This is a genomic window from Pleionea litopenaei, from assembly GCF_031198435.1.
Classification (GTDB): Bacteria; Pseudomonadota; Gammaproteobacteria; order Enterobacterales; family Kangiellaceae; genus Pleionea; species Pleionea litopenaei.
Genome location: NZ_CP133548.1, coordinates 2,169,896 through 2,192,710, shown reverse-complemented (window position 1 = coordinate 2,192,710; position 22,815 = coordinate 2,169,896). Strand labels below are relative to the sequence as shown.

The 22,815-nt window shown below is 44.7% G+C and carries 19 protein-coding genes; 11 read left to right on the top strand and 8 right to left on the bottom strand.

Annotated elements, in window-relative coordinates:
- The 3 genes from Q9312_RS09925 to Q9312_RS09915 all read right to left on the bottom strand — a co-directional run bounded on the left by Q9312_RS09925 (nucleotide 1) and on the right by Q9312_RS09915 (nucleotide 3,196).
- Nucleotides 1–1,383, bottom strand: a complete 1,383-nt coding sequence (locus Q9312_RS09925) for a sigma-54-dependent transcriptional regulator (protein ID WP_309200683.1) — start codon at nucleotides 1,381–1,383, stop codon at nucleotides 1–3.
- 259 nt (nucleotides 1,384–1,642) lie between these two features.
- The gene (locus tag Q9312_RS09920; protein WP_309200682.1) at nucleotides 1,643–2,161 is read right to left on the bottom strand and encodes a Dps family protein; all 519 of its coding nucleotides are present in this window, start codon (nucleotides 2,159–2,161) and stop codon (nucleotides 1,643–1,645) included.
- 261 nt (nucleotides 2,162–2,422) lie between these two features.
- Nucleotides 2,423–3,196 (bottom strand): SDR family NAD(P)-dependent oxidoreductase, encoded by a 774-nt coding sequence (locus tag Q9312_RS09915; protein ID WP_309204473.1) that lies wholly within the window; start codon nucleotides 3,194–3,196, stop codon nucleotides 2,423–2,425.
- 171 nt (nucleotides 3,197–3,367) lie between these two features.
- Here Q9312_RS09915 and tal point away from each other — a divergent pair, with 171 nt between their 5' ends.
- Complete coding sequence (tal, locus tag Q9312_RS09910; RefSeq protein ID WP_309204472.1) at nucleotides 3,368–4,327, top strand: transaldolase; 960 nt, start codon at nucleotides 3,368–3,370, stop codon at nucleotides 4,325–4,327.
- Between the two features lie 21 nt (nucleotides 4,328–4,348).
- Here the strand turns inward: tal and Q9312_RS09905 are convergent, their stop codons facing one another.
- Together Q9312_RS09905 and Q9312_RS09900 are read right to left on the bottom strand one after the other, a co-directional pair.
- Nucleotides 4,349–4,972 carry a hypothetical protein gene (locus tag Q9312_RS09905; RefSeq protein ID WP_309204471.1) on the bottom strand — a complete coding sequence of 208 codons (624 nt, stop codon included), beginning with the start codon at nucleotides 4,970–4,972 and terminating at the stop codon, nucleotides 4,349–4,351.
- Nucleotides 4,973–5,027: 55 nt separating this feature from the next.
- Nucleotides 5,028–5,678 (bottom strand): class I SAM-dependent methyltransferase, encoded by a 651-nt coding sequence (locus Q9312_RS09900; RefSeq protein WP_309204470.1) that lies wholly within the window; start codon nucleotides 5,676–5,678, stop codon nucleotides 5,028–5,030.
- Between the two features lie 175 nt (nucleotides 5,679–5,853).
- Between Q9312_RS09900 and Q9312_RS09895 the strand changes: the two genes are divergently transcribed.
- The 3 genes from Q9312_RS09895 to Q9312_RS09885 are packed head-to-tail and all read left to right on the top strand — an operon-like array spanning nucleotide 5,854 to nucleotide 8,589.
- Entirely contained in the window at nucleotides 5,854–7,455 is a 1,602-nt protein-coding gene (locus Q9312_RS09895) for an HDOD domain-containing protein (RefSeq protein ID WP_309204469.1), read from the top strand.
- A complete protein-coding gene (locus tag Q9312_RS09890; RefSeq protein ID WP_309204468.1) occupies nucleotides 7,455–7,697 on the top strand; it encodes a hypothetical protein in 243 nt (80 codons plus the stop codon). Before Q9312_RS09895 ends, Q9312_RS09890 begins: the two co-directional genes overlap by 1 nt.
- 1 nt (nucleotide 7,698) lies before the next feature.
- The gene (locus tag Q9312_RS09885; RefSeq protein WP_309204467.1) at nucleotides 7,699–8,589 is read left to right on the top strand and encodes a TIGR01777 family oxidoreductase; all 891 of its coding nucleotides are present in this window, start codon (nucleotides 7,699–7,701) and stop codon (nucleotides 8,587–8,589) included.
- A gap of 99 nt (nucleotides 8,590–8,688) precedes the next feature.
- Here Q9312_RS09885 and nfuA read toward each other — a convergent pair whose 3' ends face one another.
- Nucleotides 8,689–9,267, bottom strand: a complete 579-nt coding sequence (gene nfuA, locus Q9312_RS09880) for a Fe-S biogenesis protein NfuA (RefSeq protein WP_309204466.1) — start codon at nucleotides 9,265–9,267, stop codon at nucleotides 8,689–8,691.
- 253 nt (nucleotides 9,268–9,520) lie between these two features.
- On the opposite strand from nfuA, the gene Q9312_RS09875 reads away from it, so the two are divergent.
- The 4 genes from Q9312_RS09875 (at nucleotide 9,521) to Q9312_RS09860 (ending at nucleotide 16,783) form a co-directional block, all read left to right on the top strand.
- Nucleotides 9,521–12,088 carry a M14 family metallopeptidase gene (locus Q9312_RS09875; RefSeq protein WP_309204465.1) on the top strand — a complete coding sequence of 856 codons (2,568 nt, stop codon included), beginning with the start codon at nucleotides 9,521–9,523 and terminating at the stop codon, nucleotides 12,086–12,088.
- 17 nt (nucleotides 12,089–12,105) lie between these two features.
- Nucleotides 12,106–14,487: a zinc-dependent metalloprotease gene (locus Q9312_RS09870; RefSeq protein ID WP_309204463.1), complete on the top strand. Its 2,382-nt coding sequence runs from the start codon at nucleotides 12,106–12,108 to the stop codon at nucleotides 14,485–14,487.
- Between the two features lie 158 nt (nucleotides 14,488–14,645).
- The gene (locus tag Q9312_RS09865; RefSeq protein ID WP_309204462.1) at nucleotides 14,646–15,170 is read left to right on the top strand and encodes a PH domain-containing protein; all 525 of its coding nucleotides are present in this window, start codon (nucleotides 14,646–14,648) and stop codon (nucleotides 15,168–15,170) included.
- 8 nt (nucleotides 15,171–15,178) lie between these two features.
- Entirely contained in the window at nucleotides 15,179–16,783 is a 1,605-nt protein-coding gene (locus Q9312_RS09860; RefSeq protein WP_309204461.1) for a PH domain-containing protein, read from the top strand.
- A 369-nt stretch (nucleotides 16,784–17,152) separates the two neighbouring features.
- Here Q9312_RS09860 and Q9312_RS09855 read toward each other — a convergent pair whose 3' ends face one another.
- Nucleotides 17,153–17,929: a hypothetical protein gene (locus tag Q9312_RS09855; RefSeq protein ID WP_309204460.1), complete on the bottom strand. Its 777-nt coding sequence runs from the start codon at nucleotides 17,927–17,929 to the stop codon at nucleotides 17,153–17,155.
- A gap of 209 nt (nucleotides 17,930–18,138) precedes the next feature.
- Between Q9312_RS09855 and alaC the strand changes: the two genes are divergently transcribed.
- Nucleotides 18,139–19,326 (top strand): alanine transaminase, encoded by a 1,188-nt coding sequence (gene alaC, locus Q9312_RS09850; RefSeq protein ID WP_309204459.1) that lies wholly within the window; start codon nucleotides 18,139–18,141, stop codon nucleotides 19,324–19,326.
- A gap of 52 nt (nucleotides 19,327–19,378) precedes the next feature.
- On the opposite strand, the gene Q9312_RS09845 is transcribed toward alaC, so the two are convergent.
- Nucleotides 19,379–19,843: a GNAT family N-acetyltransferase gene (locus Q9312_RS09845; RefSeq protein WP_309204457.1), complete on the bottom strand. Its 465-nt coding sequence runs from the start codon at nucleotides 19,841–19,843 to the stop codon at nucleotides 19,379–19,381.
- A gap of 157 nt (nucleotides 19,844–20,000) precedes the next feature.
- Between Q9312_RS09845 and Q9312_RS09840 the strand changes: the two genes are divergently transcribed.
- Together Q9312_RS09840 and Q9312_RS09835 are read left to right on the top strand one after the other, a co-directional pair.
- Nucleotides 20,001–22,400 (top strand): GNAT family N-acetyltransferase, encoded by a 2,400-nt coding sequence (locus tag Q9312_RS09840; RefSeq protein WP_309204456.1) that lies wholly within the window; start codon nucleotides 20,001–20,003, stop codon nucleotides 22,398–22,400.
- Nucleotides 22,393–22,806, top strand: a complete 414-nt coding sequence (locus tag Q9312_RS09835; protein WP_309204454.1) for an SMI1/KNR4 family protein — start codon at nucleotides 22,393–22,395, stop codon at nucleotides 22,804–22,806. The genes Q9312_RS09840 and Q9312_RS09835 overlap by 8 nt, the downstream gene beginning before the upstream one ends.
- Nucleotides 22,807–22,815: the final 9 nt, after the last annotated feature.

Below are 22,815 nucleotides of genomic sequence, written 5' to 3'. Positions count from 1 at the left end.
TCAACCGTTGGATAGCTCAAATTTTTTCATGCGATAACGCATCGTTTCTCGACTGATTTGTAATCGTTTTGCCGCAGCAGTAACATTACCTTCTTCAATCTCTAGTGCTTTCTCAAGCATCAGCTTTTCGACTTGTTCTAAAGCTAGGGTTCCATCAATTGGAATCACCAGTTGGTTGTCATCGAGTACTTGGTTAGACAGAGGCTCTACGTTATCGCTTAGCTGCAACCATTGGTCAGGGAGTTGATGGTTGTTAGAAAGCAGGACACAGCGTTCTAGTACATTACGCAATTCCCTAACGTTACCGGGCCACTGATAAGAAAGAAGCTTTTCCCAGGAAGCGTCGGTAATTTCAGAGACGGATTTGTTCGCTTTTTGGTTGAACTCAGCGATGATCCGAGGAACCAGTTCAATTAAATCGTCTTTGCGCTCGTTAAGACTTGGTAACTTCAAGGTAAAGACACTGATACGATGATAAAGATCTTCGCGAAAATTGCCTTGCTGGATAGCTTCTTCAATATCGACACTCGTCGCCGTAATAAATTGTACATCAATATCAATTTCTTTTTCTCCGCCTAAGCGACGGATCTTTTGATCTTCTATGGCTTTTAGTAACTTTGACTGTAGCTCGATATCCATATCGCCAATTTCATCAAGAAAAAGAGTTCCGCCGTCCGCTTGCTCAAATAAACCTTTTAAACGCTTAGTGGCTCCGGTAAACGCACCTGCTTCATGACCAAACAACTGTGATTCTAATAGATCCTTTGGCAGTGCGGCGCAATTAAGCTCAATCAACGGACCATCTTTTCGCAAACCGGAATAGTGAATGATTTTTGCAACTAATCCTTTTCCTGTACCTGTTTCACCGGTAATCGTTAGAGCGCTGATGGGAACATCTTTCAGTTGTACCAATAACTCTCTTAGTTCATCGGCTTTGCTGCTGCTCCCAAAAAAACTTTCGGGTTGATATCTTTGCTTTTCTTTTAGCGAGTAGCTATCGGCAACTTTTGTGAGAAGACTGGTTCTTAGAGCTCGTTTAGCGATGGTGTTTAAACGATTTAAATCAAATGGCTTTTCTAGAAGATCAAAGGCAAGATCCGTTAAGAACTCTTGGTGATCATCGGATGTGGGTTGGTGAAGAAATATCCACTCGCTGTGTTCGGCATGCTCTTGCAATTCCGATAAATCATCCAGCAAGGATGTTTTGGGCGAGCCAATATCAGCAATGATTACGTGCGGATTAAACGAATCTTCAATTAATAGCGAGGCCGCTTGCTTAATGGAGTCTGCTGTAGTGACTTGCCAGTTTTTCTGGGTGAAAAACGTTTTGAGAGAGTCATCTTTCGAAGACGACTGTTCTATCAGTAACAAGCGATTGGCCATAAGCAGCTCTGGTTAGAATTAATGGGCATATTATGGAGCAATTAATCAGTAAAGCAAACTAAACAATGGGTCAGTGATGTTATAGAAAAAATTTAAGCCAGGAGAATGACTTTTCTCTGGTATTAGAATTGCGTATAGGATTTTTTCAAGTTTAAATAGAAAAAATCAGAAACGGTCGGAGACCGTTTCTGATTTGAGTTCAATGGTTAGCCTTAAAATAGACAACGATTGCAAACAGATTGCTGTTACAAACAGACTGCTACGATTTTGAAATTAATGAGCGAAGCATCCAAGCATTTTGCTCATGCTGCCCAATTCGGTCAGTCAGTAAGTCAGCGGTTTTGACGTCATCGACCTTTTCTGCTTCAGCAACGGCTTCACGCAACCGTCTTGCACACATTTCGTTGCCTTCAACGAGCGACGCAATCATCGACTCTGATTCGGCTTTTCCAGAGCTCTCCTTAATGATGGTGTATTGACTGAATTCTTGGAATGATCCAGGAGCCGTGAAACCGATGGCTCGTATTCGTTCAGCGATATCGTCAATCGCTTCTGCCATGTCTAGATATTGTTTCTCGGTTAATTCATGAACAGAGTAGAACATAGGCCCGACAATATTCCAGTGCACATTTTGAGTTTTTAAGTACAGCATATAGCTGTCAGACAGCGCTTCTGAAAGACGTAAAGCTAAACTTTTTCGGTCACCTTTGTTGATCCCATTATTTAAGTTTGAATCGCTATGAACCGATGTTAATTTTGCTTTTGCCACACTACTCATATTACCTCCGTGAAGTTAAAGTTCACTTTTGGTGAAGCGAAGAGTGTGCCAACCTCCAGCATAGAAGACTGTGAAGCGCTCGAAAGGCCGAGCCATCGGGCTTTAGCAAGCATGTTGGTTTATTAACGCAGAGGTAGGTTGCTTTCTTACTTTTGGGGTAAAAAAACCATTGGCATAAAAACCATTGGGGAAAACAACCAGTTTGTCGCCAAGTGATTAGACTGCCCACTCAGCATTGTAAGTCACCTTTGTAAGAGTCAGTTAACTTCGTAAGTAAGATGCGCCATTTACATCTAATATAGCGCCTGAAGAAAACGTGGCTTCCGCTGAAGCGAAGTAAAGAATAGCATTTGCAACATCTTCAGTGCGAGCGACTCGATTAAAAGGACTTTGCGAACGAATGGACTCACCTTCTTTTCCTGATAACTTTTTTTCCGTCAATTCAGTTTCAACAAACCCAGGGGCAACCGCTGTGACGCTGATACCGTACTCACCTAACTTTACCGCTAAAGACTGCGTTAGCGCGTTAATGGCAGCTTTACTGGCTCCGTATGCGGGCTTATCGGGCTCGCCGCGAAATGCTCCTCGAGAGCTAACATTAACAATATGGCCTGCACCTTGCTGCTGCATAATTTTTGCAACTAAAAAGGTTAAGTTTGCCGCTGCGAAAAGATTGGTGGCTAAGGTATCTCTCCACATGTGCTGCCAAGTTGCAAAGTCAGTCGATTCGAAAGGATGATAAGGACCAATGCCAGCATTATTAACGAGTACATCGATGCATCGATAGTCGCTCGCAATTTGATTGACCAGTGTTTCTAATTGGACGGCATCAGTGATATCGCATTGAAGTACTTTGTGGGATGTCGTCGAGTTGATTTTTATTAGCTCATCTAAACATGCTTCGGCAGCCTCTTGATTGCTTCGATACAAAGCGATAACCGTAGCGCCTTGTTGCGCAAATTTAATCGCTGCACAACGACCGATACCTCGAGTTCCTCCGGAAATAAGGACGATCTTCTTATTGAAGTTAGACATAAAATTCTCGCTGATTGTCGTTAAACTTTAAAGTATGCAAAGGATAATACGCGGTTATGTATGGCTTGCAACCTTTGCTTGGTCATAGCCATTTCGTATAGAGGAGCAATTGACCTTGCTTGGTTGTCGCTATAAATTATTAAACTTGAAGACTCAAGGAATGGATGAAGTATGAATCAATTAAACCAATTGAAGCAATATACCAAGGTGGTAGCCGATACAGGTGACTTTACTGCAATTGAAGCTTATCAACCCGAAGACACAACCACGAATCCGTCGTTATTGTTAAAAGCAGCTGCACAGGCTGATTATCAAATTGATATCGCGGAGGCGATTGAGTTCGCTCGAGAGCAATCGAGCGATGAACAACAGCAAGTACAAGACGCGTGTGATATGTTTGCCGTAAAAATCGGTAAACGTTTGTTGAATCAAATCCCTGGTTTTAATTCAACCGAAGTCGATGCTCGACTCTCGTTTTCAAAGCAAGCAACCATCGATAAAGCACACCGCATTATTCAATTATACAAAAAATTAGAAGTTGATCCCTCGCGAGTGCTGATTAAGATTGCATCGACTTGGGAAGGTATTCAAGCTGCGCGAGAACTCGAGAAACAAGGCATTCGATGCAACCTCACCTTATTATTCCATTTTGTGCAAGCCCGAGCTTGTGCTGAAGCCGGCGCTTTTTTGATTTCACCCTTCGTTGGGCGCATTTATGATTGGTATAAGAATGACCAAAATCTTGAAGATATCGCTATCGAAAATGATCCCGGCGTCGAGTCAGTTAGCCGAATTTATCACTATTACAAACAGCATCAACACCACACCATTGTGATGGGTGCCAGCTTTCGAAAAGTTGAGCAAGTGCTGGCGCTTGCCGGATGCGACCGTTTAACCATAAGTCCGGCGTTGCTCGCTCAGTTAACAGAACAAACATCGACCGTTCAACGAAAGTTAGAGTTTACCGGGGCCTTTAAAGCACAGCCTGAGCCATTGTCGGAAGCAGAGTTTCGCTGGCAGATGAATCAAGACGCCATGGCAACAGAGAAGACCGCTGAAGGCATTCGAAAGTTTGCCGAGGATCAAATCAGGCTAGAAACAATCATTCGTGAACAGTTAATCAAGAGCTAAAATACTGAGAGGGTATCTTGTTTATACCCTCTTACATCCATACTTAAATCCTTTGTCGCCAGTCCTTACCCAGTCAGTCCAGCCATAGGCCGGCAAGGTTTGACGAACGATATCGTAGCTTGATTGTTTTGCTCTGATGTAACAGCTTCTTTTCGCACCCGCAGAGTTTTGCACGCGATTGTAGTAGACACCGCGTTCCATTTTTTCTTGCAGTACCAATCCTTTTGAGCGCTTCTTATCGAATGCTGCCCGCGACCAACGTTGGCAGTCATAATAAAAACCTTGGCTCATATGGGCAACCGAGATTTCTTCTGTGCGTTGACGCGGCTGAACATAGAGGTTTCGGTATAGACGGCCCTGACCATTGTCAAAGCGACATTTCAAGGTGTAAACGGTTCTGCTGCTCACCTGTACTTCCCATTGATTGCAGTAACCACCCCAAGTAATTGAAAAGTCGTCGAATTGATCGGTTTGTTTATTGCGAGAATATTGGCAAGTCCGTTGGCCACCCATGCTGGCATTCGCATCATCAAGGGCTCGTAAAAACTCACTTGAGCAACCTGCCAGCACGAGAGTAGATGCCATAGCAAGTAGCAGAGCGGGGATACGAATAGTGAAGTTAGAAAACTGAAAAATCTGGATCATAAAACGCCTCCTATCGCTGAGAAGTATAGCAAAAGGCGATTTTGTGGCCAATCTTTCAACGAGCGTCTGTTGCGCGTAATTTCTGTAGCATGACAACGTCGGGCCCAACGATATTGAGTGTCATATCAAAAAACTTCGCCATCCACTCGAAAGTGGCATCACTATAGAAGCAAATATGGGTGGGATCATTTTTATAGTGCCATTGGCTAAATCGAGATTGATCAATGACTCGCTTGGTCATGATGACTAGCCAGCCGCCAGGCTTCAGAAGGCTGACGATTTTAGTGAGTTCTACCGCTGGATCGGCAATATGCTCGATGACCTCAGTACAGGTAACAAAGTCATATCGCTGTTTCAGGGGGGATGGGTCAGAAAAATAAAACTTATCGTAGCACGCCATTTGGTAGTTTTGACTTTTTAAGTAATGGGCCAGTGCTGGTGCCGGACCGCACCCGAAGTCCAGTCCGTCAGCTGGAGCCGGTACTTGAGCCATTAAAGGCTCATAGGCGCGAGATAGAAAATTAAGGTACCCTGAGTCATCTAGTGTGTTTTCATGTTTGTCATATTCGGCTTTTTCTGCGGCTAAAGATAAATGGCTAGTTGAGTCGGCAATGACCAGTTTGCAGCGTGCACATTGATAGTAAAGACGACGTTGGTCTTTAGCATATTGGTTGATGGATGTTGACGAACAAAGAGGACAAAGCATAACTAGCGGAAAACTGGACCAAAATTAGCTATAGTTTAACGATAATGGATTGGGTTGAACAATGATAATGAATAAGATTGGAATCGTTACGGACGTATTTGTTTTCAACCGAGAACCTTGGTGAGCTGTTGACCAACGGTATTGGGAATGTAACCGTTTTAGTGGACCTAAATTCATGGCACAAGCGCTTTCTTACACTGCACCGCAGTTGATTGAGAAATTCTGTCAATTTGAAATACCTATTCTGACACCTTTGGAAGCCTTACAGACGTGTTTGGCCAATCATGATTGTGCGGCAGCCGATATTGCCAGATTAACAGCGACAGACCCAATTTTTTGCTTGTATATGCAAAAGTTAGCCGGAGAGATCCAAGCTCAGCGTAATGGTGAAGTCAATGGACTTGAGCATGCGCTCAGTATGATCGGTATTGAAGGTATTCGCGCGATAGCAGGTCAGCTAAAGAACTTTGAAAAAGAGCATCAGCCCGAAATGCGACAAGTGTTGGCCGAAAGTGTATTGGCCAGTCATATTGCAAAGCATTTGGCAAAAATGAAAACGGGATACACCAAAGATATTGAAGCCGCGGCCTTATTTGCAAGAGCAACTGAATGGTTGATGTATTGGATGCATCCAAAACGTAGTTGGCAACTGAGAAGAATGTTTTACCGCAAACCAATGTCATATGAACAGGCCAGCGAAGTCTTGTTCGGATTCCAATTTGGTGAGCTGCAAAAATTGGTCAGTGAATCCTTCTTTCTACCGCACTTAAATCAGCGTCTTGCAAATTTTAGTTTGGTGCCGGTTAGCCGAGAGCTATTGCAGGCAGTGACCCTTCATCGTCAAAATGATCTGCGTTTAGAGGAATGCAGCCGAGCATTAAGGTTACATTTAGGAGCGCCAGAAATGACGCCGATAATTGCCAATCGCTTAGCGCAAATTGTGTGCTCTCCTTGGCTAAGAAATGCTTGGTCTCGTTGGAAAGACATCGCAGCGATTCATTGTCATCAAAAAGACAGCCAAGTAACACAGGCGGTTATTCAGTCTTGTCGAGAAGTGGACACTTTGCATGTTCAGTTTCCACAGTTTCAACTGGCCTCGGCTTTAATTGATCCGCCGTCGCCTTCGCCTTACGCTCAGTATTTATCCATCACTACAACGGCGACGACGAATTCCCCTGTCGCGATCAATGCTAATGCGTCAAAGCGTGACAAACAGGTTAATTCAAACCACCTGTTAGAGAAAAAGCAACGAGAAAAAACCTTAGCTTATACCGCTACACAAAGAACTTATTTAAAAGGTTTATACCGTAAGTTAATGAGCGGAGTTGATGGAATCTCAGACGCTAAAAGTGCAATAACGCAGTTTGCAGAGACGTTAATCGAACACTCTCCTCTAGAGAGAGTCGTCTTTATTGTGATAAATCAGGCGGGCACAAAAGCTAAGTCGTTGTTAACGAAAGCTAAGCAAACTGAGCACGAAAATTTGGTCATCTCTGTCGATTTTGCGAAAAATAAAGTTTGGCAAAAGTTTCTTGCGCATCAAGCGTTCTTACAATTCGATCAAATGAAGCATCAAGCTTATTGGTCGCAGTTGCCAGATTCGATTCAAAATGAACACATAACGCACTTTATTTTAAACTCACTGTTTTATCGTAATAAAGTTCGCGCACTGATTTATGGTGACATGCCGTACTCGAAAGCAATATTGCCACCTGAATTCATTAAGGATTTTAAGCTGTTATGCACCAGCCTAGCGGAGCGCCTAAGAGTCGGATAATGGTCTCTCTTATTCAGTACTTTACACAGCAACCAAAACAACGATGGCGGCAATTACAATGGGCCATTGGTGCGTTTTTTATTGGGGTTTTGATCGTTTATCTAGCGGCCACGTTTGAGTGGCAATGGTTGTTTTATATCGGCGCGGGCGTTATGGGGCTCGCAGTGCTTTATGCGTTGCCAGCGTATCTAGCCTTAATAATCTGGCGTATTTATTCATCAAGGAACAATCGACGGAGCTGAAATGAAAGTCTTTATTACAGGAATCAGCGGATTAATCGGACAAGCCTTGGCGAAATCTTTGGTCGACCGTAAAGTGACGGTACTCGGTTTAACAAGAGACTGCGATGCAGCGGCAAAGAAATTACCCAGTGCCGTTTCGTTAGTTGACGACTTGTCGAGTGCGAATGATTTTCTACCCGATGTTGTGGTCAATTTAGCTGGCGCTCCGATTGCGGATAAACGTTGGAGTCAGCGACGAAAAGCAGAGTTGTTTGATTCTCGAGTGGCTTTAACGGATCGCCTGGTAGAGTGGATCAAGCAGCTTAAGCATGCCCCCGATTGTTTTATATCAGGTTCAGCCGTGGGTTATTACGGCCGACATTTAGATGAGCGCCTAACTGAAGATGGCCCAATTCACGATGAGTTTACTTATCAACTTTGTCAGGCTTGGGAGTCTAGTGCCAATCAAGCCAGTGATTGTACGCGAGTGTGTGTTATTCGTACGGGATTGGTCGTCGCGTCTCAAGGCGGCTTTTTGGCCAAAATGTTACCGCCATTTCGACTTGGCCTAGGCGGTCGTCTTGGTGATGGCCAGCAAATGATGAGCTGGGTACACATTGCCGATGTGGTTGCAGCCATCGAATTTTTGATGGCAGACCCGCAATTATCCGGTCCGTTTAATTTGACCGCACCCGGTGCCGTTAGCAATGGTGTGTTCAGTGATAGTTTGGGACAAGCTCTGAATCGGCCTGCGCGATTACCGATGCCCGCTTGGGTACTAAGGCTTATGTTTGGAGAAATGGCTGACTTGCTATTGACGGGCCAAGCTGCCTACCCAGAGAAGCTTCTTGCGAGCGGTTTTGAATTTATTTACCCCGAATTACCCGAAGCTTTAGCTCAGGCCGTCGAGTAAAGTTAAGCAGCAGAAGAGAAGGATGATTTTGCCTTCTCTCCTGCTATATCTTCGACGAAGGGGATTTCGTTGGAGGAGGTTTCAGTCGAAAAGACGATTTTAGTAGTAAGGATTGTCGCCTTCGGCATGTTCGGTAACGTCTTTTACCCCTTTACACTCAGGAATTTTCTCGAGTAGAGTCTTCTCGATACCTTCTTTTAAAGTCACGTCGACCATTCCACAACCTTGACAACCGCCTCCAAACTGAAGCACCGCGTAGCCATCTTTTGTGAACTCTACGAGATTAACCTTGCCGCCATGATTGGCCAGTTGAGGGTTGATCTCGGCTTCGATGACATAGGTTAAACGTTCTTCTACCGGGGCATCGTCCGCTACTTTGCGAACTTTGGCGTTGGGCGCCTTTAAGGTAAGTTGCCCACCCATCTTATCGGTTTGATAGTCGATTAGAGCGTCATCTAAGTAGGGGCTCGACTCTTCATCAACGTAGGCGGAAAAGCCTTCAAATGGGTACTCAATATCGGATGCTTCAACGGCATCTGCCGGACAGTAAGAAACGCCACATTCTGCGTGAGGTGTTCCGGGATTAACCACAAATACTCGGATGTTGGTACCTTCGTCGTCTTGTTGCGCAAGAAGTTTGCGAAAATGCTCTTGCGCTGATTCGGTGATTTGTATCATGTGTCAACCATTGTTGAAAAACTTGACGGCGATTTTATCAAGAATTGAGCTTAAACGCGAAGCTTTCGCATGATTCGATGAGAAAGAATCAATAACCATACCCAGGGTAAGTGAATAAAGATTCGGTAAAGAGTTTTTCTATTTATTGATCGTTGCTCGGGTCGAGCTAGACTTGTTTAAAGGTGCGTGTAAAGCATAATTTTGTTATAACCAATGTATAAAACATCACATAATCATGCAGAAAAAATCCAATATGAAATATCTATCGCTATTAATTGTTGCCTTTTTCTCTCTTGGAGCACTCTCCAAGCCAGATACCTCGTTTGAATATTACTTCCAACCCAGTTTAACTTTAGATCCACAGGCTTCGTTTAATCCCGATATACCAACGCCACAATCGGTATTGGGATATTCGGTAGGAGATTGGCATGTTCGCCCTGAGCAAATAGCGGAGTACATGTATGCTCTGGCACAAACCAGTGATCGCGTATGGGTCGAAGAAATGGGCCGGAGTTATGAGCAACGTCCATTACTATTGGTGTCTTTCTCAAGCTCGAACAACATAAAGAAGATCGATGCAATCAAAGCGCAACGTAAGGCCTTCTTAACAAGCAAAGAGTCAGCACCTTCCATTGTATGGATGGGTTACTCTGTTCATGGCAATGAAGCTTCGGGGGCTAATGCTGCATTGTTGTTAGCCTATTACCTAGCGGCAGCTCAAGGAGAGCAAGTCGAGAAGTTATTGAACAACACCGTTATCTTGATGGAACCGATGATTAATCCAGACGGCATTGCTCGTTTTGCCCACTGGGTTAACTCTCGGAAAAGTCAGCAGTGGATAGCCGACCCCAATGATGTAGAACATGATGAAGCTTGGCCGCAAGGCCGAACAAACCATTATTGGTTTGATCTCAATCGAGACTGGCTGTTGGTTCAGCATCCAGAGTCACAGGCGCGGTTAAAGTCTTTTCATCAATGGAAACCCTTGGTCGTGACCGATTTTCATGAGATGGGCACTAACAGTAGTTATTTTTTTCAACCTGGCGTACCGAGTCGACAAAATCCGAAAACCCCACAGCAGAATTTTGATTTGACGGCAAGAATCGCTGAATACCATGCTCGCGCTTTAGATTCCATTGGGTCCCGTTATTACAGCAAAGAGGGATTCGATGACTTTTATTATGGAAAGGGCTCGACTTATCCAGATATTAACGGTGCTGTCGGTATTTTATTTGAACAAGCATCGGCGAGAGGTCATATTCAAAATTCAGTGAATGGACCGGTTTCTTTTCCGTTTGCGATACGCAACCAATTAGCGACGTCATTCTCGACCTTAAAAGCAGTTTTAGATGAAGCGTCGGCCTTGAAGCGTTATCAAAAGTCGTTTTATCAACAAGTGAATAAACTCGCCGATGACCATAAGGTCAAAGCTTATGTTTTCGATGCCGACGGTGATAAGCGAAGACTCAATGAATTTTTAGATATTCTTGATACTCATCAAGTCGATTACTTTCAATTAGCGAGAGACATCAAAGTCTCTGAAAGAAACTATGAAAAATCGGAAGCCTATATTGTACCCTTAGAACAGCCTCAGTTTCGTTTGATACGTAATTTATTTGAAACAGAAACACAGTTCAAAGATAACACTTTCTATGACGTATCTTCTTGGACGTTAGCCTTGTCGTTTAATTTAGATTTTTCCAGTTTAAACAGCTCAGATTATTCCTCTCGATTACGTGGTAAAGAAGGCAGAAGAGAGTTAGCTGACCAACTATTTACATTACGTGAAAACACCATTGCGGTGGCCTTTGACTGGCGAGACTTTAATACAGCACCTTTAGTAACTCGTTTGCAAAAGCAAAATGTGACGTTAAAAGTAATGACCAAAGACAGTGTTTTCGAAGGCGTCAATGGCAACTTAAAGGTTGCTGCTGGAAGCATTATCTTGCCGCTTGGCGAACAGGTTATATCACGCGAACGGCTAGCTTATTTGTTAGGCGATGAATTAAAAGCGCTTCCTGTTGCAACTCAACAAATAACCTCGGGTTTAGCAAAATCGGGAGTGGATATTGGTAGCCCAACTGTTATGTCACTCGTGACACCAAAGCCGCTTTTGATTGTTGGAGATGGCGTCAGTAGTTACGAAGCGGGGGAAGTTTGGCATCTACTGGACCAACGTTTAGAAATACCTTTAGTAAAAATTACTCAGCAACAACTGCAAAAAATTCCTCTGCACGCTTATACGCATATTATTATGGTATCGGGCCGCTATTCTTTGACCGAAGAAGACAGTGAAAAACTTTCTGCTTGGATTGACCAAGGTGGGCAGTTAATTGCTAGTCGTACAGCCGGTCGCTGGTTGGCAAAACAATTGTGGGGACCGATTCATTTGAAGGTTGCTTCAGATGAACCGGAGGCCATGATGAATTATTCTGAGCGAGAGCAGTTCCACGCAGAAAAAGTGATTGGTGGCGCGATATTCCAAACTCGTCTTGACCTCTCCCATCCACTGGCCTACGGTATCGAACGATCGATGTTACCAATGTTCCGTCGCGGAACGGATGTTTATGAAGTCGATCAAGAAGAACCTTTTGCGACGGTCGCACACTTTTTAGAATCGCCTTTATTGTCAGGTTATGCATCGTCTGATAATCAAAAAGCTTTGGCTAAAGCACCTGCTATTGTCGCCGTTCGAAAAGGTAAAGGTGGAATTACTTATTACGCTGACAATATGAACTTTCGAGCGTTTTGGTGGGGCACCAGCAAGGTGTTTATCAATAGTCTGTATTTTTCGTACGCTTACTGGTCGTCAGCCAACTAATTGATTAGGGTTAAAGAATGAAACAACTGGTTTGTTGGAGCTTGCTGCTGTTTTCTTGTTGGACAACGGCACAAGACATTTCGTCGTTCACACAAAAAATGCAACATCAACCTGGCTTTATTGATGTTTATATCGACAAAGAGCAAGGCAAGAGCTTTTTAGCGGTACCCAAGCAACTCGGTGATTTTATTTTCGCAACCAGTTTGCCGTTTGGGTTGGGATCAAACGATATAGGTCTCGACCGGGGCTTGCAAGGTGGATCAAAACTGGTTTTTTTTCGCAAGGTCGGCACTCGAGTTTTTCTAGTTGAGAAGAACTTAGCTTACCGTGCAAGCTCAGACAATCCGGCTGAGCAGCAAGCCATGCAAGAAGCCTTTGCTGAGTCAACCTTAGCTGGTTTTGATATTGTTGCGACAAACTCTAAAGCCTTTCTAATCGATGCAACTCCATTTTTATTGCAAGATCATATGGGCGTTGCTGAACGTTTGGCAGAACGAAAGCAGGGACGTTATCAATTATCGAAAGAGCTATCGAGTATTGATCCCAACGTGCAAAAAGCGTTTCCTCGCAACACAGAGTTGCAAGCCATAATCACCTTTCAAGGAGGCGAAGCCGGATCTCATTTACAAAGTGTTGTTCCTGATGAACGAGCATTTACTCTTCGCCAAAGAACGTCTTGGATTGCCTTACCTGAACAAGGATATCAGCCGAGAAAATTCCATCCTTATTCTGGTTTTTGGTCTCGTCAGTTTAGTGATTATTCTGTTCCGATCACGGAGAGCATAGAGCAGCGTTATATCCCTCGCCATCGGCTCCAGAAAAAGCATCCGGAGCAAGCTCTAAGTGAGCCGGTTGAACCGATTATTTATTACGTCGATTCAGGTGCGCCGCAGCCGATTAAACAAGCGTTGATTGATGGTGCAATCTGGTGGAATGATGCCTTTACTGCGGCGGGGTATAAAAATGCTTTTCAAGTAAAGGAATTGCCAGCCGACATAGACCCAATGGATATTCGTTACAATGTTATTCTTTGGGTGCATCGAGCGACGCGTGGTTGGTCTTATGGCGCTGCGATAACTGATCCGCGAACGCAAGAGATTTTAAAAGGTCATGTTACTCTAGGGTCGCTACGAGTTCGTCAAGATTTGATGATTGCTCAGGGGCTCACGGCGCCTTTTGGAAAAGACCAAGATCAAGTTGAGCAGCAAGCCATGGCATTGGCGAGAATTCGTCAGCTGTCGGCTCATGAGATTGGCCATACGTTAGGCATTGCTCATAACTTTGCTGCAAGCGCTAATGAGCGAGCATCGGTGATGGATTACCCGCATCCGATGATTTCGGTTGAGCAAAAATCCTTGTCGCTGAAAGACGCCTATGCCGAGGGTATTGGTGTATGGGACAAGCAGGTTGTGCGCTATGGTTACTCGGAATTTTTGCAAGACGAAGCAACTGAGCTATCAAAAATTTTGCAAACGTCTCGCGAGTTGAAATTAGATTTTATTAGTGATCAAGATGCGCGCCCGGTGTCGGGACTGCATGCAACCGCCCATCTTTGGGATAACGGAAACAATGCCGCAGAAGAGTTAAAGAGAATTCTCGAAGTTCGAAGCATTGCGTTAGCTAACTTTAATCAGAACGTCATTCCTGACGGTACACCATTTTCTCAGATTGAAGAGGTACTTGTTCCTATCTATAACTTGCATCGTTATCAAGTTGAAGCCACCGCTAAGTTACTGGGTGGTCGATACTACAATTATGCGGTCAAAGGTGAGCAAAGTTTGGTGTATACCAGTGTTCCAGCGGGTGAACAAAAGGCTGCGCTGACGCAGCTACTGCAAACGTTAAGCCCGCACCAATTAAAGCTAGAGCCGCATATTCTCGCTTTAATCCCTCCAAAAGCCTATGGCTATTATCGAACTAGAGAAAGCTTTCAGGGGAAGACTGGCCCAGCGTTCGATCCCTTGTCTGCGGCTCAAGCGAGTGCGGCTCACACTTTGAATTATTTGCTGAATGACGCTCGACTGACACGTTTAGCTCAACAAAGCATGACCGAGAACTTAACGGCTAAAACTGTGTTGAGAGAAATTTCTAAACAGGTGCTTGAGTCAACTTATGATGAGTCAATGGAGCAAATGATTCAAATGCGAGTTGCACAAAGCTACTTAATGCGACTGAATGGCTTGGTCGCCGATCCGCAATTACCCATGGAAACCAAGGCAGCGATCACGGCCGAGCGAGCGACCATTAGTCGTTGGCTTGACCATACGATTGGCCGTACGCGGCAGAGCGATGAGCAATATGGATTCTTAGTTGCATTGGTTGAGCTAATGAAGGATACAACGCAAGTTGATTCATGGCATGAACCGCAGTTACCGCCAGGTTCACCGATTGGAATGTAAAAATCGTTGTAATAATTGCACTAAAGATAAGACTGGGGCTGTATGCCCCTTTTTTGATTTACACTTGAATATTGCGCCGTTTTCTAGATTTAGTTTGGATGATCGCAAATCGAGGGTAAGCAACGGAAAACCAGAGATTTTTTTAGGATAGCACACTGATGAATGAGACAAATGAAACCATTTTAACTGAGGCGATGTTTCGTGATGACCAGCCTCTAGCGGAAAAGACGTTATCTTATTTTAAGGTTGTTGGGATTATCCGTAGTGTGTTTCTTGTTATTTTAGCGTTGATAGGGACAAGTATCGCTTTGATTGCAAACAAGACTTGGCCAAGTTGGTGGATGTTTCTTGTATTTATTCTTGGCGTGGCGATTGTTGTGTTTTGGTTTGTATTTTATTTACCAAAGCGCGCATATCAACACTCATGGTGGCGATTTGAAGAACAAGGTTTGTTTATTTACCGAGGTATTTTTATTCGAAAACAATACGCAGTACCGCGCAGTCGAGTTCAACATATTGATGTAGCGCAAGGCCCATTGCAGCGAAACTTTAATATATCAGAATTAATTGTTCATACGGCAGGGACGATCAATGCTTCTGTCCATCTTATTGGTCTTCCTCCGAAAACAGCAGAATTTATTCGCGACCAACTGCTCAATCAAGATGAATCAGACGCGGTCTAGGTGTCGATATGAATCAACCAACTCCGAATAATTCTACCGATCAGCGCCCTGATTCATTTGAGGGCCCTACGCATGAGTCTGAGAAAACCAGCAGTGATTTACCGACTGCTGAGAGAAAGTTGCATCCAATGTCGTGGCTGTTCATTGTCATTGCGATGGTGAAGAGCTTTTTCGTACCCGTGTTGATTGCTTTAGTTGCTGGTGGAAGTGATTCCTACGAACTCATCGGTGGCATCGTTGTTGTTCCTGCCATTTTATTTGCCATCGTTCAATATGTTGTTTATCGCTACCACTTGCAACCGAACGAAATTGTTATACGTGAAGGTGTTTTATTTAAAAATATTAGGCACGTTAAGTACGACCGCATCCAAAATGTTAACTTGTCTCGAAATCCTTTACATCGTTTGTTAGGGGTCGCTGAATTGGAGCTGGAGTCTGCGAGCGGTGGAAAGCCTGAAGCAACCATGCGAGTTGTAGCGATGAGCGCGGTGGAGGAAATGAATGAATATATCCGAGCCGCGAAGCAAAAGGAGACATCGCTTTCATCCGCCGCGAGTAAAAAAGAAGAGCCTCAGACAAATCATGACGAGTCACTGGGACATAGCATATTGCAGTTGGATATTTTAGAGCTAGTCAAGGCGGGCATTATTTCAAACAAAGGAATGGTGGTGGTCGCTTTCGCGTTTGGTATTCTTGGGCAAACTCGTACACTGGAGAAGTTTTTTAACAAAGTCGAAGACTGGCTTAATCCTTGGATGGAGCAAATCAGTTGGGGACTTGATCATCCGGTGATGGTTACGTTAATGATATTCTTTGGTGCCATCGCCTTTTTTGTGGCGATTCGAGTGCTTTCAATCATCTTTATGATCGTGACTTATTTTGGTTTTGATTTACAACGTCAAACGGGTCAATTGAAATTAAAATTTGGCTTATTAACACAACGTCATGCAACCATTCCTTTACAACGTATTCAAATGTTATCCATTGTAGAAGGCGTGTTGCACCGCTGGTTTAATCGCGTAGCTATTAGAATTGCAACCGCGGGAGGTAACGTTAATCATCAACAGCAACAAGAAAATTCAGCTCGTTGGCTCGCACCTATTTTGGCAACAGAAGACACCGAATCTTTCATCGCCGATGTTCAACCGCACATCTCACAAACGACGGATCAATGGCATGGTGTGGCCCAGCGGGGATGGTTACGTTTATTGCGTCTGTACAGCGGTATCTTGATTATTTTAATCGGTCTGTCTTGGTTTAAATTCCAATATTGGTCTTTATTAGGTTTCGCTTTGCTACCGTTCATCATCTTATACTCGCGAAAAACGGTAGCGGCAATGCGTTACGGTTTTACTAAGGATACTCTGGTCTATAAAAGTGGTTGGCTTACGCGTTATCACTCATTTATCCCGTTGAATAAAATTCAGAATATTCAAAGGATTGAAACTTTCTTTGATCGCCGAAATCGTATGGCGAAGATTCAAGTGGATGTGGCGGGGTTGGATCTCTCACGTCATACGGTGTCTATTCGATTTTTAGACCAACAACAGGCAGATGAACTACTAGCAGAGCTTTATCAACGCGTGTGTAATACTCAGTTTGTTTGGCGCTAAAGGACTGACTTAGAAGCGGTAACTTTGAATCGATAGCTTGGAAGCGTATTGACCGCTCTTGAAAGTGGGCTACTCTCTGGTCTTGGTTGTTACTTTTTTCACGGGTGAACGTGAAACAGAGAGTAGCCACAACCGTAAAAGCGACAAAGAAATAAAAGGGCCGTCAAGCTGGAAAACCAACGAGAACGGCCAAGGGGCTGGGGCTACCAATACTCTTTTAAAAAATGTCTCAATCTAACAACTTCGGTTGTACTGGATGTAACTTTGACGATGTTAGTGATCATCCTTTGCAAGTGGGTTTGTCGACGACCAACCGCTCTTCTAGGACTTGACCGTTCGAAGAGCTGGTATGGTACCCGTTAACTTTTGTTAATCAAATAACAGTGCACCGACGATAATTCCAAATGCGATGTCTTCCCAGTCTGCACGATAATGCCAATGTGGACAGTAGTGGTCATGGTAATGAACATCTAAATAATCGTAGTAATAGTCATACACCCACACTGGATATTGATTGTAAATTCGCACATAGTGGTTGCGATATGGGCGATAGTAATAGCCATGTCGATGGTAGTTTCGATAATGACTCGCATGTCGATACTTTTTACGCCAGTCGGTTAAGTGTTGACGATGCCAGCTGTGGCGTCGGTTATCGTAATGTCGGTATTTATCACGCAAATTAGTTTGGTGATCTCTGCGCCATTCGCGTCGGTGTTGATTGGTTGCGTGGCGATTACGAGAGTGGCTATCACGCACTTGGTTGTCTCGGTTATGACGGTTTTTAACCGAGCTGTCGCGACCATGGCTGGTGTTGCGGTTATCGCGCGCAGTCGTATGAATCTGGTTTTTTGGACCACTTCGATTATTCGAGTCGACATGGTTCGAACGTCGATTGTCTCGAGTTACATTAGAGCGACTGTCACGATGATTTCTCGGAGTCGTGTTAGCTCGGTTGTTACTGTGGCGGGCTTCTCGGCCTCCACGTTGATGAGTCGCTTCGCGGCGCTGCGACGATCGGTCTGCCTTTGATGAGCTGTGAGATGAGCGAGCATTGCTGTCTCTTCGGTCATTGTCACGAGCTTCCGCTGCTGGCTGCAGCATTATTATGCTCAATAAGCTGGTGAGTATCAGTGCTGAATATTTCATCGGCTTGTCCTCGTTTTTTCAGTGTTGAGCACAGTTTAAGAAAAGTAAACTGAACCTTGACTGAACCCATAAAAAATACAACGATTGAGGGGTAAAAAGGTTTACTTGTAACCAAAAGCTATTTAATTAAACGGCCTGAAGCCGAGATAATGGTTAATTCTTGGTGACCATGCCAAATCCTATTCAATTTAACTTAATGGAAACGACTCATGACGGAAGAATTCAGCCGAATCAAGCGCTTACCACCCTATGTATTTAATGTTATTGGGGAGCTTAAGCAGGCTGCACGAGCCCGCGGAGAGGATATTATTGACCTGAGTATGGGCAATCCTGATCAACCTACACCGCAGCATATTGTTGATAAAATGGTCGAAGCAGCCCAAGATCCAAGAACGCATCGTTATTCACAGTCAAAAGGCATCCCTCGGCTGCGTCAAGCTATTTGTCATTGGTATCAGCGCAACTATCAGGTTGAGTTAGACCCAGAAACAGAAGCCATTGTTACCATTGGCTCAAAAGAAGGCCTCGCGCATTTAGCACTCGCAACGATGGAGCGAGGCGATTCGGTGATTGTGCCTAACCCCGCTTATCCGATTCATCCCTACGGTTTTGTGATCGCAGGTGCCGATATTTTGCATGTACCCGCGACGAATCGCGAAGAGTTCTTTGCCGCGGTGGAACAAACGTTGCGGATGACCTGGCCAAAACCCAAGATGTTATTGCTGAATTTTCCTGCGAATCCTACAACCGATACGGTCGACTTGTCCTTTTTTGAACGAGTCGTTGCTCTGGCCAAAGAACACAATATTTGGGTGGTGCAAGACTTAGCGTATGCCGACATCGTTTTCGATGGCTACAAGGCTCCATCAATATTTCAAGTTCCTGGCGCAAAAGATGTGGCGGTGGAGTTCTATTCCTTGTCGAAAGCTTACAATATGCCAGGATGGCGACTTGGGTTCTGTTGCGGCAATCCAACACTTATTCATGCACTTGCGAGGCTAAAATCCTATTTAGATTATGGAATATTTACACCGATGCAGGTGGCCGCAATACACGCGCTTGAAGGCCCGCAAGATTGTGTTGAAGAGATTCGACTACGCTACCAAGGTCGCCGAGACGTTCTGTGTGACGGGTTAACGCGCATTGGTTGGCCTGTTGAAAAGCCCAAGGCCACCATGTTTGTTTGGGCTAAAATTCCTGAAGCCTTTCGCCATATGGGGTCACTTGAGTTTTCTAAGTGGTTGTTGCAAGAAGCTAAAGTGGCGGTATCTCCGGGTGTCGGATTTGGTGAGTATGGCGATGAACATGTGCGCATCGCTTTGATTGAGAACGAACATAGAACCCGTCAGGCGATCAAAGGCATTAAGCGAGCTTTGCAAAAAGGACCACCTGCTTAGCAAGGCTGTTCGTTCAACAGGATACAGAAGCCTCGAAGATAAGAGGCTTCTGTCACAAATTTTCTTTCAACGGCAAAATGTAGTGATGGAATGTATTGTCGCGCCGGTAGCCTTTCGATTCATACACTTTTTGCGCGGCCATGTTACGCTGCTCGGTGGACAACTTAAGCAAGATGGCACCAGAGTCTAATGCCATTTTTTTGGCTGCATCGAGCAATGCGAAACCGACACCTTTACGGCGCGCAATTGATCGTACAAATAAATCATTCATCGTCCATATCGGCTTTAGGTAAACCGATGAAAAGCCAGGGTATAAGTGAATGAACCCAACCGCTTGATGGTTTATTGTCGCGATAAAAGCTAAAGACTCTTCGTGTTTAAAGCGTTCGCTTAAAAACTGTGCGCAGGCATCAATATCAGCCGGCTGACGGTAAAACTGACGATATTCGCTGAACATGGGAGCTAAGATCTCAATATCATTTAAGGTAGCGCGATGCACCTCAACGGCGTCATTCATAAATTAAATTATCCTTGGTTTAGGCCTAGCTAAGCACTGTTGGCAAGCGACACGGGCGATGATAGTCACTATTTTAAACGAACTACCGCCTTTCTAGCCAATACGACCTGATAAAAATATGCTATAAAGCGCTGACCTACATCCGTATGATTTTTAAATGGCATTGTTCGAATCACTCACATTATTACGAGAACAGCTGACCGAGCTAGGTTTTCGTTTACCGATCTTGGTCATTGATGAACGGTGTGCTGAGGGGCAGCCTTTAGACCTTAGCCAGCTGCTTACTGAACTAGAACCCGTATTATCGATTTTTGATGCGAATGCTAGAGGCTTGTTGGTGACACCCAATGTTATTGACAATGCTGATCAATATTTTGAATCAAAGTTAACTCTTGAGTCGCCCAAAGAGGCTTTTTCGTTATTGGGTAAAGAGTACGACTTTGTGATTCTCGATGGGCGAGAGTCGCTCCGAGCGAATCTACTTGCAGCCGTTGCCGGAATGGTCACTGCCGGCGGCTTTTTGATGTTGATAGCGCCACCCTCTGGCATGTGGAGTCAGTTGACTCAACGAGAAGAACATCGTCTTTTTGGCCAATCTTTGCAGACAGGCAGTCATTTCATGCGACGTGTCGAATCCTTTTGTGGTCGGCCTGAGGTGTTAAAGTTGATGCTGGCAAAGAGTGGGATACAAGAGAGTGCCGCGTTAACGGAAATTAAGCGCTCACAGTTATTACTGCAACAATTGACCGATGCTTTTAAGGCGAAAGGACAGTCTCATAGCCCGACCTCGCGAAACGTCATTAATCAGCCATCTCAAGCAGATGCCGTAGCGGCGGTCGCTCAGGTTTTTCGCGGACATGCGAAGCGTCATCTGGTATTAACCGCTGATCGAGGACGAGGAAAAAGCTCGGCAATGGGGTTGGCGGCTGCCGAGCTAATTTCGGATACCGGAAAACGACTGGTCGTAACAGGGCCGAGTCGTGCTAGTGTTGCACAAGTAGAGTCTTGGTTTCAGAAAACGGCGACATCGCAATGGCATTCGCATCTGTGTTTCTATCCCGTCGATGAGGTTGTGAAGCGTTTGCGGTCAGGAAGTTTAACCGTTGCTGGAAAGCCGGCCGACGGAATCTTAATTGATGAAGCGGCGGCGATACCGACCTCAATGCTTGCGCAGTTGCTCGAGCGGAGCAATCGACTGGTATTTGCAACCACCATTCATGGTTATGAGGGCAATGGCCGAGGATTTAAACTGCGTTTTTTACCTCACCTCAAACAAGCAGCACCGCAAAGCCGGTTACTTCATCTAGAGCAACCGATACGCTGGCACGCAGGAGATATTTTAGAGTCTTGGATCGATGAATTATTAATGCTGCGAAGCCATGCCATAACCTCGACCAGTGGTGATGTTTTGGGTTCTGAATCTTTGGCTAAAGTTGAGGCAGCATGTCTCGAGGCTAATGATAGCTCCGCGGCAGCAGAAGAAATTAACCATACTTCGCAACGAGAGTCGCAAGAACTATGCTGGTTTAAGCCAGGCGAAACGCTTCCAGACAACTTACTCCATTCGGCTTTTGCATTATTGGTCGACTCACATTACCAAACAACGCCCGATGATTTACGTCAATTAATGGATCATCCATCGCGGCACTGCTTTTGTATTCTTGGAGCCAACAATCAGGTACAAGCGGTTGCGGTGGTTTTACAAGAAGGCGCTTTGGAGCCTTCATTGATTCAAGGAATCATTAATGGACAACGGAGAGTGCGCGGACATTTGGTCGCTCAGTCTTTGGCCTTTCATTGCCAGCAGAGAGCGCTAGCGGAAGCGGCGAGCTGGCGAATTCAACGCATCGCAGTATTAGAAGAGCGTCGACGACAAGGCTTAGGTTCACAGCTTATTGAATCCATTTGTGATCACGCCTCGCAATTGCATCAAGCGTTTGTCAGCACCAGTTTTGCAATGTCTATCGATGTGTTTAAGTTCTGGAGCCGAGCCCAATTTACTGCCGCTCGTGTCGGCCTGAAAAAAGATAAAGTCAGTGGGTGTCACAGCTTAATTATGCTGCGCTCAGTGCAAAGGGTTAGTGCGATCGATCAAGTCGTATCTGAGTTTTATTCACATACGCAGCTATTATTGCGGCGACAGCTGCGAGGTTTATCTGCGATGGAGTGTGTTTTTCTATTACATCGACGAGGGAACGATGACTCAGTGATTTCTACAGAGTGCCTCGATACGAGTGCTGTAAAACCTGAAGTAGGGCATAACCAAACACTGCAAAAGCTCGTTGATTGGCAACGTTTAGAGCAGTTTAGCCAAGGAGTGTTAGGGAGTGCTGAAGTGGTCAGCGATATTGAAGGGTTACTCACTCGAACACTTCTAAAAAAGCAATTAAGTGGTCCTCAACGTCACGCGCTATCGCTATTGATCGCTTATTATTGGCAAGTGAAGTCTTTGGAAGAACTAGCAGTAGAATTTGGCGTAAATGGTCAAAAGTCGTTAACTGAACAATTACAGAAAGCCGTCAGTGAACTGACGCAGGAGTGTGCTAGTAATGAATGATATTGTCGATGATTTGCGCAGTCGCAATGAAGATCGATTTGGCTCAGTCAGTTTGCCCGATCTAGATCTATTGGTTGAGATTGAAGAGCAAATTCTGATTCCGCTTCCAGTCGAATTCAAAGAGTATTTACTGTCGCTGAGTGATGTGGTTTATGGAAGCCTTGAACCGGTGACAGTGAGTGATCCGCAGCTTCATACTTATCTGCCTGAGGTTGCTGCAACCGCTTGGGATCTAGGTTTACCTCGCTATTTAATACCCGTCTGTGAATATCGAGGCGGCTACTTTGCCGTGACTCAAGAAGGAGAAGTTCAGTATTGGCTCGATGGCGAAATTGCTGAACAAGAGTGGGAATCTCTTTGGCAATGGATCGAGCAAGTGTGGCTCAATGGAGATAGGCCGGATTAGAAACTCGAG